The 13,893-nt window shown below is 62.6% G+C and carries 14 protein-coding genes; 8 read left to right on the top strand and 6 right to left on the bottom strand.

Annotated elements, in window-relative coordinates; all coding sequences use genetic code 11:
• Positions 1 to 86: 86 nt before the first annotated feature.
• Both BM382_RS09780 and BM382_RS09775 read right to left on the bottom strand, forming a co-directional pair.
• Positions 87 to 1,439, bottom strand: coding sequence for a GntP family permease (locus BM382_RS09780; RefSeq protein ID WP_011062833.1), 1,353 nt, complete (start codon positions 1,437 to 1,439; stop codon positions 87 to 89).
• Between the two features lie 84 nt (positions 1,440 to 1,523).
• Positions 1,524 to 2,057 carry a gluconokinase gene (locus BM382_RS09775; RefSeq protein ID WP_011062834.1) on the bottom strand — a complete coding sequence of 178 codons (534 nt, stop codon included), beginning with the start codon at positions 2,055 to 2,057 and terminating at the stop codon, positions 1,524 to 1,526.
• A gap of 215 nt (positions 2,058 to 2,272) precedes the next feature.
• On the opposite strand from BM382_RS09775, the gene BM382_RS09770 reads away from it, so the two are divergent.
• Entirely contained in the window at positions 2,273 to 3,304 is a 1,032-nt protein-coding gene (locus BM382_RS09770) for an HTH-type transcriptional regulator GntR (RefSeq protein ID WP_011062835.1), read from the top strand.
• A gap of 6 nt (positions 3,305 to 3,310) precedes the next feature.
• Here BM382_RS09770 and BM382_RS09765 read toward each other — a convergent pair whose 3' ends face one another.
• A complete protein-coding gene (locus tag BM382_RS09765; protein ID WP_011062836.1) occupies positions 3,311 to 3,931 on the bottom strand; it encodes a LysE family transporter in 621 nt (206 codons plus the stop codon).
• Positions 3,932 to 3,997: 66 nt separating this feature from the next.
• On the opposite strand from BM382_RS09765, the gene BM382_RS09760 reads away from it, so the two are divergent.
• Entirely contained in the window at positions 3,998 to 4,927 is a 930-nt protein-coding gene (locus BM382_RS09760) for a LysR family transcriptional regulator (protein WP_072442723.1), read from the top strand.
• Between the two features lie 4 nt (positions 4,928 to 4,931).
• On the opposite strand, the gene BM382_RS09755 is transcribed toward BM382_RS09760, so the two are convergent.
• Entirely contained in the window at positions 4,932 to 5,846 is a 915-nt protein-coding gene (locus BM382_RS09755) for a LysR family transcriptional regulator (RefSeq protein WP_011062838.1), read from the bottom strand.
• 123 nt (positions 5,847 to 5,969) lie between these two features.
• On the opposite strand from BM382_RS09755, the gene BM382_RS09750 reads away from it, so the two are divergent.
• The 5 genes from BM382_RS09750 (at position 5,970) to BM382_RS09730 (ending at position 10,170) form a co-directional block, all read left to right on the top strand.
• Positions 5,970 to 6,401, top strand: a complete 432-nt coding sequence (locus tag BM382_RS09750; RefSeq protein WP_015636721.1) for a PACE efflux transporter — start codon at positions 5,970 to 5,972, stop codon at positions 6,399 to 6,401.
• Between the two features lie 90 nt (positions 6,402 to 6,491).
• Entirely contained in the window at positions 6,492 to 7,124 is a 633-nt protein-coding gene (locus BM382_RS09745; protein WP_011062840.1) for a glutathione S-transferase family protein, read from the top strand.
• A 37-nt stretch (positions 7,125 to 7,161) separates the two neighbouring features.
• Positions 7,162 to 7,905, top strand: a complete 744-nt coding sequence (locus BM382_RS09740) for an NAD-dependent epimerase/dehydratase family protein (protein ID WP_011062841.1) — start codon at positions 7,162 to 7,164, stop codon at positions 7,903 to 7,905.
• Positions 7,906 to 8,084: 179 nt separating this feature from the next.
• Positions 8,085 to 9,500 carry an MFS transporter gene (locus BM382_RS09735; protein WP_019093580.1) on the top strand — a complete coding sequence of 472 codons (1,416 nt, stop codon included), beginning with the start codon at positions 8,085 to 8,087 and terminating at the stop codon, positions 9,498 to 9,500.
• Between the two features lie 160 nt (positions 9,501 to 9,660).
• On the top strand, positions 9,661 to 10,170 hold the full coding sequence (locus BM382_RS09730; protein ID WP_019096099.1) for a hypothetical protein: 510 nt from the start codon (positions 9,661 to 9,663) through the stop codon (positions 10,168 to 10,170).
• A gap of 60 nt (positions 10,171 to 10,230) precedes the next feature.
• On the opposite strand, the gene BM382_RS32175 is transcribed toward BM382_RS09730, so the two are convergent.
• Both BM382_RS32175 and BM382_RS09720 read right to left on the bottom strand, forming a co-directional pair.
• Positions 10,231 to 11,550, bottom strand: a complete 1,320-nt coding sequence (locus tag BM382_RS32175; RefSeq protein WP_019093206.1) for a methyl-accepting chemotaxis protein — start codon at positions 11,548 to 11,550, stop codon at positions 10,231 to 10,233.
• A 537-nt stretch (positions 11,551 to 12,087) separates the two neighbouring features.
• Complete coding sequence (locus BM382_RS09720; protein ID WP_072442721.1) at positions 12,088 to 12,948, bottom strand: LysR family transcriptional regulator; 861 nt, start codon at positions 12,946 to 12,948, stop codon at positions 12,088 to 12,090.
• A gap of 98 nt (positions 12,949 to 13,046) precedes the next feature.
• On the opposite strand from BM382_RS09720, the gene gstA reads away from it, so the two are divergent.
• Entirely contained in the window at positions 13,047 to 13,649 is a 603-nt protein-coding gene (gene gstA / locus BM382_RS09715; protein ID WP_072442720.1) for a glutathione transferase GstA, read from the top strand.
• Positions 13,650 to 13,893 lie beyond the last annotated feature (244 nt).

The following is a 13,893-nucleotide window of genomic DNA, read 5'->3' as shown; positions in this document are numbered from 1 at the left end:
GCCACAAAAAAACCGCAGCGATGCGGTTTTTTTGTGGCTGTGCTATCGGTGTTTCGCGGGCAAGCCCGCTCCTACGGGCGGTGCTCTTAAACCACCAACGACAGCAGCAGGATAAAGATCAGGCCCACCACCGAAAGGATGGTTTCCATCGCCGTCCAGGTCTTGAACGTCTCGGCCACGGTCATGTTGAAGTACTGCTTGACCAGCCAGAACCCGGCGTCGTTGACGTGGGACAGGATCAGCGAGCCGGCGCCGGTGGCCAGCACCAGCAGCTCGCGGTTGACCCCGGGGATCATCCCCACCACCGGCACCACGATGCCGGCACCGGTGATGGTCGCCACGGTGGCCGAACCGGTGGCGATACGGATCACCGCCGCCACCAGCCACGCCAGGAGGATCGGCGAGATCTGCGCATTGACCGCCATATGGCCGATCACGTCACCCACGCCGCTGGTCACCAGCATCTGCTTGAAGCCGCCACCGGCACCGATGATCAGGATGATCGCCGCGGTCGGCGCCAGGCTGGCATCCAACAGTTTGAGAATCTGCTTGGAACCGATGCCCTGCTTGTAGCCGAAGGTGTACAGCGACAGCAGCAGCGCCAGCAGCAAGGCGGTGATCGGGTGGCCGATCATGTCCATCCAGATGCGGAAGAAGTGTCCGTCCGGCAGCGCCACGTCGGCGAAGGTCTTGAGCAGCATCAGGAACACCGGCAGCAGCACGGTCACCAGGGTCACGCTGAAGCTGGGCAACTGGGCGGCCTGGGGCTCGCGGGCCAGTTGGTCCACCAGTTCCTGGGACGGATTGCCGGGAATGTACTTGGCAATGAAAGTGCCGTAGATCGGCCCGGCGATGATCGCCGTGGGCAGCGCCACGATCAGCCCATACAGGATGGTCTTGCCGATGTCGGCGCCGAACACGCCGATGGCCAGCAGCGGCCCCGGGTGCGGCGGCACCAGACCGTGCACCGCCGACAGGCCGGCCAGCAGCGGAATGCCGATCTTGATCAGCGACACCCCGGTACGCCGGGCAACGATGAACACCAGCGGAATCAGCAGCACGAAGCCGATCTCGAAGAACAGCGGGATGCCCACCAGGAAGGCGGCGAACATCATCGCCCACTGCACCCGCTCCTTGCCGAACGAACGGATCAGGGTCTGGGCGATCTGATCGGCGCCACCGGACTCGGCCATCATCTTGCCGAGCATGGTACCCAGGGCCAGGATGATGCCGACAAAACCGAGCACGCCACCAAAGCCGTCCTGGAACGCCTTGATGATCTTGTCCACCGGCATGCCCGACGTCAGGCCGAGGAAACCCGCGGCGATGATCAGAGCGATGAAGGGGTGCAGCTTGAATCGGGTGATCAACACGATCAGCCCGATGATAGTGACCACTGCATCAACCAGCAGATAGGTCTCTTGGGACATGCCAAACATGGGATTGCCTCCGGTTTGTTGTTTTTATTAAAGCGTTAAAAACAAGGGCCGAGTGGGATAGCGCTACCTTTTTCGAGCCAGCACTTAATGTGAAGGTTCCAGGCCATGCTCCAGCCACCATTGGTTGGCCAGTTCGGCCAGGCGCTGGACGCTCAGGGTGCTGGCATCCAGGGCCAGGGTGAGCGGCTCCCCCACCGGGGATTCGAGAGTGGCGAACTGACTGTCGATCAGGGTCGAAGGCATGAAATGCCCTGGCCGGTGCGCCACACGGTCGGCGGCGACTGCCGGAGTCAGTTCGAGAAAGACAAAGCCTAGGCCGGGCGTGGCGGCGCGCAGGCGCTCGCGGTACTTGCGCTTGAGCGCCGAGCAGGTCAGTACCGGGTGCTGGCCGGCGGCCAGGGCACGACGCAGTTCATCGCACAGGCTGTCGAGCCAGCCGGCACGGTCTTCGTCGTCGAGGGGAATGCCGGCACTCATCTTGGCGATGTTCGCCGCCGGGTGGAAGGTATCGCCTTCAATGGCCATGGCGCCGCTGCGCTGGCACAGGGCCTGACTGACACTGGACTTGCCGCAGCCGGCAACACCCATGATGACCAGGGCGGTGATGGGTTGACTCATGAAACACCTCAGCGCGCAGACAGCGCTACCTTCGCAAATAAAAAATCTAGTACAAAAACAGTGTCTGCCGACGCCTTCTTGTCATTTTTGTGGGTTGCCGCGTATATAGTCCGCCAAACCAAAGAGCGAGGGTCAGGCACACCTCGCTCACGCATTGCAGCTGTTTCAGGACAGCGCTACCTTAGAGACTTGAATTTTGTTTGGCAAGCCGTCTGATGACCACTCATAAAAACGATAAAAACACCCGTACCACGGGCCGTCCCACCCTCAATGAAGTCGCCCGCCTGGCCGGAGTCAGCCCGATTACCGCCTCCCGGGCCCTGCGCGGCGTCAGCAGCGTGGCCACCGAACTGGTGGAAAAGGTGCAGAAGGCCGCGCAGGAACTGAACTACGTGGTCAACTCCGCCGCCCGCGCCCTGGCTTCGGCGCAGAGCCAGTCGGTGGTGGTGCTGGTGCCGTCGCTGTCCAACCTGCTGTTCATCGAAACCCTGGAAGCCATCCACCAGGTACTGCGCCCCAAAGGCTTCGAAGTGCTGATCGGCAACTGCCACTATTCTCGGGACGAAGAAGAAAACCTGCTGCGCAACTACATGACCTACCAGCCCCGGGGGCTGCTGCTGACCGGTTTCGACCGCACCGAAAGCGCCCGACGGATGATCGAGGCGAACAACATTCCCTGCGTCTACATGATGGACCTGGACTCCGGCGCCGGGCTCAACTGCGTGGGCTTCTCGCAATTGAACGCCGGCGAAACGGCGGCCCAGCACCTGATTTCCCGCGGGCGCAAGCACCTGGCCTACGTCGGTGCGCAACTGGACCAGCGCACCCTGCTGCGCGGCGAAGGTTTCCGCCGCGCCCTGCAGCAGGCCGGGCTGTACAACCCCGACCTGGAACTGTTGACCCCACGGCCCTCGTCCGTCGGCCTGGGGGCCGAGCTGTTCCTGCAGCTGATGCAGAGCCAGCCCCAGGTGGACGCGATCTTCTTCGGCAACGACGACCTGGCCCAGGGCGCGCTGCTGGAAGCCATGCGCTGCGGGATCAAGGTGCCCGAGCAGGTGGCGGTGCTGGGCTTCAACGACCTGCCCTCCTCCGAACACATGGTGCCGCGCCTGAGCAGCATCAGCACTCCGCGCGAAGCCATTGGCCGCCGCGCCGCCGAACAGATGCTGACCCTGCTGGCCGGCAACAGCGTGGCCGAGCCGGTGGTGGACATGGGCTTTGAACTGCGGGTTCGGGAAAGCACCTGAAACGCCTCAGGGCCTGACGCTCAGGACACTGAGCAACAGGCCGAAGCCCACCAGCACCGCGCCGAACAACTGATCGATCCGGCGTTTGTAGGCCAGTAGCCGGCCGGCAATCGCCGGTGCCGAGAAAAACAGCGCCACCAGCACGAACCACAGCACGTGGGCCAGGACGATGATCGCGCCGTAGCCGATCTGCACCGGCAAGGCCGTGCCCGGCTGAATCACCTGCATGAACAGACTGAGAACGAAAATCATCGTCTTGGGGTTCAGGGCATTGGTCAGAAAGCCACTGCGCAAGGCGCCCCAGGTCGACATCCGAGCCCCCTCTGCCGGTTCTTCCCCCGGACGTTGCTCAGGGCTGCGCAACAGCTTGATGCCCAGGTAGATCAGGTACAGCGCACCCGCGATCTTCAAGCCGGTAAACCACAGCAGCGACTGCTGCAACAGCACCCCCACCCCCAGCAAGCTGTAGCCGATATGCACCATGACCCCGAGCCCGATGCCCAGGGCCGTGAACACGCCGTGGCGGCGCGAAAGCAGCAGGCTGTTGCGGGTTACCAGGGCAAAGTCGGCCCCGGGGCTGAGTACAGCAAGAATGGTAATGGTGATTACGAGTAACAGTTCGGTCACGTTGAATACGCCTAGGCTATAGAATCAGGCGCTACTGTATTGGGACCATGACCCAGGCCGATAACGATGAAAACTGACATTCCTGGTGATAAAAACTCACAATTCTCGCGACGGCGCCTGCCCCCGCTGAGCGCCTTGCGCTGCTTCGAAGCCGCTGCACGCCTGGAAAGCTTCACCCAGGCCGGCGCCACCCTGCACCTGACCCACGGCGCCATCAGCCGTGCGGTGCGCGCCCTGGAAGAGGACCTCGGCACCCCTCTCTTTGAGCGCCGCAGCCAGCGGGTCTTTCTCACCGCCGCCGGAGCCGAACTGCTGCACAGCGTGACCCAGGCCCTGGACCTGATCGAGAGCACCGCCAGCCGCCTGCGAGCCCCGGCTCCCGCAGCACCGCTGGTGCTGTCCTGCGAGCCGACCCTGCTGATGCGCTGGCTGATTCCGCGCATGCCGGGGTTCTATGCCGAGCACCCGCAAGTGCCGATCCAGCTGCTGGCCGGCGGCGGGCCCTTCTCGTTCGGTGCCGGTATCGACCTGGCAATCCGCCGCAACGACTTTGCCTGGAGCCGCGACACCCAGGCCCACTGGCTATTCGACGAAGCCATAGGCCCGGTATGCCGCCCCGAGCGCCAGGCCGACTGGACCCCGGCAACGGCCGGGCTGGCGCAACTGGCGGCGCAGGCACCGCGCCTGCACAGCGCCACCCGGCCGCACGCCTGGCAACAGTGGCTGCAATTGCAGCAACAACCGGTTGCCCCGACGCCACCGGAGCAGGTCTTCGAGCACTTCTACTTCAGCCTGCAAGCGGCCGTGGCCGGGCTGGGTCTGGCCATTGCCCCCTGGCAACTGGTGCGTGACGACCTGGAGGGCGGGCTGCTGTGTGCGCCCTTCGGCTTTGTCGCCGATGGCAGCGCTTATTACCTGCTTTCCCCCCAGGCCATAGACCCGGATTCGGCCAGCGGAAAACTGCTGCACTGGTTGCGCCGGCAAGCCCTGGCGTAGGCACTCAGGCAGGCGGGGCCACGGCCCCCAGCGCCGGGTCCTCGCCGCTGAGCAATTGCACCAGGGCCAGGGCCCCCTTCTGCAAAGGCTGGTTCTTCAACCACACCGCGTGCACCGGCAACACCAGGCCGTTGTCGATGTTCTTGAAATGCAGCCGTTGCAAGCGCCCCGCCGCCAGCAACGGCTGGATCACCGACAACGGGAAATTGCCCCAACCGATCCCCGCCTCCACCATGTGCAGGGCCATCGCCAGGCTGTCGGTGCGCCACAGCGACTCGCCCACCAGGGGCCGGGTATCACTCAGGGGCAGGTCGCGGCTGGCCACCACCACCTGACGGACCTTGATCAGCTCTTCCAGGTACAGCGAACCGTCACTGGCCTGGAACACAGGGTGCCCGGCGCAAATGCAGGCAATCATCCGCTCGCAGCCCAGGTACTGGAAATACTCCAGGGCATTCACGCTCAACCCGGCAAAGGCCACGCCGACGCTGACCCGGCCACTGTGCAAAAGGTGCAGCACGTCATCCTGGGGAGCACTGAGCAGCTCGACTTCCAGCAGCGGATAACGCTCGGCAATCAGCTTGATGGCGGCCAGTACCCGTTGCTTGTCGATGTCATCCACCACCGCGATCGACAGCTTGCTCTCCAGGCCCAGGGACAGCTCGACGGCATGCACCTGCAATTGCTTGAGCTGGTCGGCAATCAGCCGCGCATGGGGCGCCAGGGACAAGGCCAGCGGCGTGGGCAGCGGCTCGCGGTGGCTGCGATCGAACAGCGCATACCCCAACTCCGCCTCGAGGTTGGCGATGCCCATGCTCACGGCCGAAGGCACCTTGCCCAAAGAACGCGCCGCCGCAGAAAAGGAGCCGCGATCGAGCACGGCGAGAAACAACTGGATGCTGTCGCTGGAGAAGTTCATGAGAAACAACCTATCAGGAAAACTGAAAGCTTCCGACTTTTTCTGTCACCTTGATTGAAGCTATCTTCCGCGCCCTGCGCCACCCTCAGGCTGGCCATTCCCATTCAAAATCGAGGAACCCGCATGCAAGGCGTGAAACGCAAACTGGTCTATGTCTCTTTATTCGAAGTGTTCGGCATGACCTTCTCGGCCCTGGGCCTGGCCCTGCTGTCCGGCACCTCGCCCAGCAGCACCGGGCCACTGGCGGTGGTCATCACCAGCATCGCGGTGACCTGGAACTTCATCTACACCACCCTGTTCGAGCGCTGGGAAAGCCGCCAGCCATCGCGCACCCGTACGGTCAAGCGGCGCATTGCCCATGCCGTGGGTTTCCAGTTGACCCTGATCGTGTTCCTGATCCCGCTGATCGCCTGGTGGATGGCGATCAGCCTGGTGCAGGCCTTTCTCCTGGACCTGGCGCTGATCCTGTTCATCCCCTGCTACACCTTTGCCTTCAACTGGCTGTTCGACCGGGTTTTCGGCTTGCCGGCCTCGGCCCTCCCCGATCCGGCCTGAGATACCCGTATCGGCAAATTGATCGTCGCCGAGACGACGCCACGCTGTTAGATTCCCATGGCCATCCAGTACCACGAACAAGGAAGCGTCATGGGAACCCGCTGCAGAATTCTCGGTAAAGCCTCGTCCATCAATGTCAGGAAAGTCTTGTGGACCTGTGAGGAGCTTGGGCTTTCCTACCAGCAGGAAGACTGGGGTAGTGGCTTTCAGTCCACCCATACCCCCGAGTTTCTCGCCCTCAACCCCAATGCCCAGGTGCCGGTGCTGATCGACGACGCCGGGGTCCTGTGGGAATCCAACAGCATCTGCCGCTACCTGGCCAACCTGCACCCCGGCAGCGGCCTGCTGCCCACGGCCCCGCGCGCCCGGGCCCTGGTTGAACAGTGGATGGACTGGCAGGCCACCGAGCTGAACCCGTCCTGGAGCTATGCCTTCATGGGCCTGGTGCGCCAGCATGCGGATTACCAGGACAGCCAGCGCATCGGCGCCAGCCTGCTGGCCTGGAATGCCAAGATGCAAATCCTCGAACGCCAGCTCGAGCGCTCGGGCGCCTATGTTCTGGGCGAGGATTTCAGCCTTGCGGATATCGTTCTTGGTCTCTCGGTGAATCGCTGGAAGATGACCCCCATGGAGCACCCGGCCTACCCCGCCGTGGCCGCCTACTACGAACGCCTCAGCCTGCACCCGGGCTTCATGCTGCACGGGCGCAATGGCATCGCCTGAGCTGGCCATCCCTCCTCTGGCCCATCGGAGATTCGAAATGAACGGACTTAACGTACTACTGACCGGCGCTTGCGGCAGGATCGGCAAGGTGTTTTTTCAGGGCTCCCAAGAGCGCCACCGCTTCACCCTCACCGACCGGGTAGAGCCGGACTTCGAAATCCCCGCGCCACACCGCTTCGTGCGCCTGGACCTCGACGACCCGCAAGCCATCGGCCGCCTGCTCCCGGGGATCGACGTCATCGTGCACCTGGCCGGCATTCCCCATGCCAGCGCCAGCTTCGACGAGTTGCTGCCGAACAACATCCTCGCCACCACCTACCTGTTCGAGGCCGCGGTACAGGCCGGTTGCCGGCGCCTGGTATTTGCCAGCAGCGCCCAGACCATCGAGGGCTACCCGGTGGACCGGCAGATCACTCCGGGCATGCCGGTGATGCCAGCCAACCTGTATGGCGTGAGCAAGTGCTACGGCGAGGCGCTATGCGCCTTCTATGCCGCCAAGCGCGGGCTGTCCTGCATTGCCCTGCGCATTGGTGCGTTCGAAGACCCGAAACACCACGAACTGACCACCACCCGCGACCTGAGCGCCTGGCTCAGCCCACGGGATGCAGTGCAGTTGTTGCAACGGGCAGTGGAAACCCCGGGGGTGCAACTGCTGATCGGCCACGGCATTTCCAACAATCGCTTCAAGCGCCTGGACCTCAGCGAAACCACCCGGGTGCTGGGCTACGAACCGGTGGACGATGCCTTCCAGGAAAATTTCGGCATTCCCATCACCTACTGAGCCACCACGGGGCACCCGCCGTCACGCGCGGGTGCCCGGCATTGCGCTATAAATCCGGCAGATGTAACGAAATACGACAATAAATCAGCGCATCCTCCGGTTTACGCACGTGGATTCACAATCCTTGGTTTCCGTTAGCAGGCTAAGATTTCCGCTCTGTGTCCTGTGGAATTCCCTGCATGCCCGCCTCTGCCCCGCTCACCAGCGACCTCGACCCTCAACGCGCCGCCGGCATCAGCGCGCGCATCGACCGCCTGCCTGCCGTGGCCACGATCTGGCGCCTGGTGGCGCTGCTGTCCATTGGCGGTTTTTTCGAGCTGTACGACCTGTTCCAGACCGCCTACATCAGCCCGGGGCTGATCCGCGACGGGATCTTCGCCAGCGGCAACCAGGGGGTGTTCGGTTTTTCCGACCAGGCGGCCTTCGCCTCGGCGACCTTTCTCGGCCTGTTCCTCGGCGCCAGCCTGCTGAGCCCGATAGCCGACCGCTTCGGACGCCGGGCGATCTTCACCTTCGCCCTGATCTGGTACACCCTGGCCACGGTGCTGATGGGGCTGCAGAGCACGGCGTTGGGGATCATCTGCATGCGATTCCTGGTGGGCATCGGCCTGGGCATCGAACTGGTGACCATCGACGCCTACCTCAGCGAACTGGTGCCCAAGCGCATGCGCAGCTCGGCCTTCGCCTTTGCCTTTTTCGTGCAGTTCCTGTCGGTGCCGGCAGTGGCGCTGATGTCCTGGTGGCTGGTGCCCCAGGCGCCCTGGGGGATCTCCGGCTGGCGCTGGGTGGTGCTGGCCAGTGCGGTGTTCGCCCTGTTCATCTGGTGGTTGCGCTCACGCTTGCCGGAGTCGCCACGCTGGCTCGCCCAGCACGGGCGCTTCGACGAAGCCGACCGGATCCTGCAAGGCCTCGAGACCCGCTGCGCCCGGGACTACGCCAAGCCGCTGGATGAGCCCGAACCCCAGGCCGTGGATATCCAGGGCCGTGGGCGCTTCGCCGATATCTGGCAACCGCCCTACCGCCGCCGGGCCCTGATGCTGATCGTGTTTCACGTGTTCCAGGCCATCGGCTTCTTCGGTTTCGGCAACTGGCTGCCGGCGCTGCTGTCGGGCCAGGGCGTGAGCGTCACCCACAGCCTGCTGTACGCCTTCATCATCACCCTGGCCTATCCCCTGGGGCCGCTGCTGTTCGTGCGTTTCGCCAACCGCTTCGAGAACAAGTGGCAGATCGTCGGCTCGGCCCTGGGCGCCATGACCTTCGGCACCTTGTTCGCCCTGCAGAGCAGCGCCCTGGGGCTGATTGTCTGCGGGGTGATGATCACCTTCTGCAATGCCTGGCTGAGCTTCAGCTACCACTCCTACCAGAGCGAATTGTTCCCCACCAACATTCGCGCCCGGGCGGTGGGCTTCTGTTACTCGTTCAGCCGCTTGTCGACGGTGTTCAGCAGTTTGCTGGTGGGCTTTTTCCTCGAGCATTTCGGCACGCCCGGGGTCCTGGCCTTTATCGTCAGCAGCATGCTGATCGTGATCCTGACCATCGGCCGCTTCGGGCCGCGCACCCGCAACCTGGCCCTGGAAGACATTGCCCACGCATGAAGACGGCGCCGGCAGCGGTTGCCTGAAAGCGGCAAGACTTGTCCGCTTGCTGGCAGCCACGACCGGCGTCTTGAGCCAAGCCCTTGATATACAAGGGCTCATCAATCGGCATGGAACTTGCTAAAACCTCAGCCTAGTTCTCTTACACAGGTTCCCGATCATGTTGGTCAACGCCCAGAAATCCGTTTCGGTGCAGCCCACCTCGCGCACCGATATGGACCCGACTACCGCAGCCGCCAGCGCGCTGTACAGCGGCATGCTGCAACAGGCCCAGAACTCCGTGACCTATCCGGCGTCCCAGTCCTCCAGCCAGCAGGCCAACAGCGTGGACGACAACGTCAACGCCGCCTTCGCCAAGACCCGCGTGCTGCTCCAGGCCACGCCACCGACCGCCAGTGCCGCGCAGGCTACCAGCGCGACGGAAACCGGCGCGCTGAGCGAGTTCAAGGACTACATGAGCAAGACCCCGGAACAGCGCCTGCGCGACAGCATCCTCAAGGACATGGGGCTGACCGAGGAAGACCTGAAGAACCTGCCGCCAGAGCGCCAACTGGCGATCAACCAGGAAATTGCCCAGCGCCTGCAGGACAAGATGCAACTGGCCAAGGAAGAGAAAGACGCCAAGGACAGCGCCAAACCGGTGGACGAGAAGTTCCTCGCCACGCTGTAACCCCGCTGGACGCGCAAGGGTTCCCCATGGGAACCCTTTTTTGTGCCCGGCGAAAACCGGCTACTGCAACTGCAGGGTCGAGTTGAACTGGCTGATGGCATCCACCACGTACCGCGAGCCCTGCTGGATCTCCAGGATCACCTCTCCCGCCTCATTCGCCAGTTCGACCCCGAGCCCGGTGCGGCTCAAGCTCGACTGCATGCTGGTCACCGCGCTCGTCGACAGGTCGTGGTTCTTGCGCACCACCTCGACGATTTCCACCGTCGCCTGGCTGGTGCGCGCCGCCAGGCTGCGCACCTCGTCCGCGACCACGGCGAAACCGCGCCCGTGCTCACCGGCACGGGCGGCCTCGATGGCCGCGTTGAGGGCCAGCAGGTTGGTCTGGTCGGCGATCCCGCGGATGGTCTGGACGATGCTGCCGATGATGTCCGACTGCTTGCTCACCGCATCGATGCTGTGGGCCGCTTCATTGAGGTCATGGGAAATCTGCTGAATGATTTCCACGGTCTGCTGCACCACCTCCGAGCCCTTCTGCGCACAGGCGTCGTTCTGCACCGAGGTGCTGTGGGCGGACTCGGCGGCGGAGCGCAAGGTGGTCATCTGATCGGTGATGTCGCTGGCGATCTTCACCACCTTGTACAGGCGGCCCTTGGTATCGAACAGCGGGTTGTAGGAGGCTTCGAGAAACACCGTCTGCCCATACTTGTTTTCCCGCTCGAAACGATGGGAGTGAAACTCGCCACGGTTCAACGAAGCCCAGAATTGCTTGTACTCCGGGGATTCAGCCTCGGAACGGTGGCAGAACATGCTGTGATGCTGGCCAACGATTTCATTCAGGGTGTACTGCATGGTCTTCAGGAAGTTGTCGTTGGCGGTGATGATCCTGCCGTCCGGGCTGAACTCGATGATGGCCATGGAACGGCCGATAGCGTTCAGCAGGCTCTGGTTCTCATGTTCGACATGGATGCGTTCGGAGATGTCCGACGCCACCTTGATCACACTGCGCACCTGACGATCGGCATCGAACACCGGCATGTAGCTGGCTTCGAGCCAGATCTCCCGGCCACGCTTGTCCAGGCGCAGAAAAGTCCCGCTGACCGGTTCGCCACGCCCCAGGTCGCGCCACAGCTTGCTGTACTCCTCGCTGCGATAGAACTCTTCCTCACAGAAAATCCGGTGATGCTTGCCACGTATGTCTTCTGCGGAGTAGCCCATGACCTGGCAGAAGTTTTCATTGGCATCCAGCACGATGCCATCGGGCGAGAACTCGATCATCGCCATGGAACGACTGATCGCCGCCAACTTGGCGTTGGCCTCGCTCAGCGCACAGTTGAATCGTTCGATTTCCAGCAGGTCAGCCTTGTGATGTAGGTTAAACATGGTTGTATCACCTTCAACGCTGTCTTTTGATTGACGGAAGTTTCTAGTCTTTCAACTGATCCACCACAACGATCTATAAAACAGGGCAAGCGCCTCCCTCCATATGAGAGAGGAAGTGTCAGGTGATAAATGATGTTTAATCGGAGAGTCCATGTTGCAACGCTCTTATCAAGCCATCCTTTACTTGATGCCCCATTTCCGGGCCTGACCTAACAAAGTTAAGAAACTCCATCTAAATCGACACTCCTGATACTGCGGTGCCTCTAACTGCGCACTCTCGCCTTTATTCATGAATTCAATACTGCGCCCTGGATGAAGGTCGCACGCATACCGGTTACATCGGCGCAGGCCGCTCGGGACGGATACTCATAGGCCAACAGATACGAATTTTCACAATTGAGCATAGACAGCCGCAGTCTCTATGCAAGGCCACTAGTCAGTCTGTTTTCACAACTTTCGAGGTATTGAAGTGCATTCGCGACAAGTAACAAACAAGACATAAACAGAGCCTGTGGCAAAGCCCGGGAAGCTCCCTCACTAAAACTCTTCGAGGGTCGACAGAAACGCCTGGACCAGCACACTCGACTCCCGCCCCGGCGCCGCTACCAGGGCGAACTCCCGCTCCACTCCTGTGCTCAGTTCCAGCACCCGCAACCCTTCGCACTGCACCGGTAACGTACTCTGTGGCACCAGAGTCACTCCCAGCCGCTCGCGCACCAGGCTGAAGGCACTGTTCCATTCCCGCACCTCCACCCGGACGTCGGCCAGGGGGATCCCGGCCTCGGCGGCCAGGCTGCGGGCATTCACCGAACAGCCCCCGGTGGCCAGGACAAAGGGCTGCGCCAGCAAGGTTTCAAGGTCGATGGTCGAGGCCTGCCAGGGGTGATCTTCAGGTAGCACCGCGACCCACGAATCACGCCCCAGCAACCAAGAGCGGCGCTCGGGGGCCGGGTTGAGCACGACCCCAAGATCCACCAGTTGCGCCTCTAGCAGGGTTTCGACCTCATCATCACTGACCTCCAGCTGCACCACCTCGATGCCCGGATACAGCTGCTTGAAACGCCGCAGCAACGGCGGCAGGAAAGTCGCCAGGACCATGGGAAAGCCCGCCAGTCGCACACTGCCTTGAGGAATGCCCCGCGCCGCGTCCACCTGCCGGCGGACCTCGGCCAGGGCCTCGAGCATCACCCGCGCCTGGGCCAGCACCTGCAAACCGATCGCCGTGGGCAGCGCCTGGCGGCTCTCGCGGACAAACAGCTGCACCCCGAGCATGTCCTCCATCTGGGCCAGGGCCTGGCTGGCCCCGGACTGGGTCATGCCCACCTGCTCGGCGGCCCGGGTGATGGTGGCGCACTCGGCAATCGCCACCAGCAGGCGCCAGTGCATCAGGTTCATCATGGCAGTAGCTGTCCTTATGGCAGTGTTCTGAAAGATTAATTTTACCCATGTTGCCGCCTTGCACGACACTGGCTCGCACTTTCACCAGAGACCTGCCGATGAAACTCTACTACGCCCCACAAGCCTGCTCCCTGGCCTCCCATATCGTGCTGCGCGAGCTGCAATTGCCGTTCGAGGCCATCCGCGTCGACAACCGCAGCAAGCGCACCGCCGACGGCCGGGACTTCCTCGCCATCAACCCCAAGGGCTACGTAGCCGCGCTGCAACTGGACGATGGCCAGGTCCTGACTGAAGGCCCGGCCATCCTGCAATACCTCGCCGACCTCAAGCCCGGGTCCGGCCTGGCCGCGGCCAATGGCAGCTGGGAGCGGGTGCGCCTGCAGGAAACCCTGAACTTCATCACCAGCGAAGTGCACGGGATCATGGGCTGGCTGTTCAATCCGGGGTTCGATGATGGGGTGAAAGAGGTGTTCAAGCAGAAGTTGTTCAAGCGCCTGGCCTTGCTCGAGCAGACGCTGGAACACCAGGACTACCTGCAAGGCGCGCAGTTCGGGATCGCCGATGCCTACCTGTTCACCGTCCTGCGCTGGACGGCATTGTTCGCCATCGACCTGGCGAACTGGCCGGCGCTGTCGCGGTTCCAGGCTCGGGTCGAACAGCGACCGGCGGTACGCGATGCCCTGGCGCTGGAACTGGCCTGAGGGGAGAGAGCACGAAGCCCGCGGGGCGGGCTTCGTCAAAGTGATCAGTGGCCGAAGATATTCACTTCGGTCTTCTTGGCCTTTTTCTCGGCGCGTTTCTCGTCTGCGCTCTTTGCCGGCTTTTTCTTGGCATTTTTCTTGGCGTTCATACCTTTGGACATGACGTTCACTCCACTGATGCGGGAAAGGCTTCAGGTATAGCACCTATAGTCGGCCAGGGTTCTTTTATAATCCGCCGGCCCCT

The sequence above is a fragment of the Pseudomonas sp. NFPP25 genome, assembly GCF_900116505.1.
GTDB classification, from domain to species: Bacteria; Pseudomonadota; Gammaproteobacteria; order Pseudomonadales; family Pseudomonadaceae; genus Aquipseudomonas; species Aquipseudomonas protegens.
Note: the sequence above shows the minus strand (reverse complement) of the source record. Positions and strands in the feature narration are given on the sequence as shown.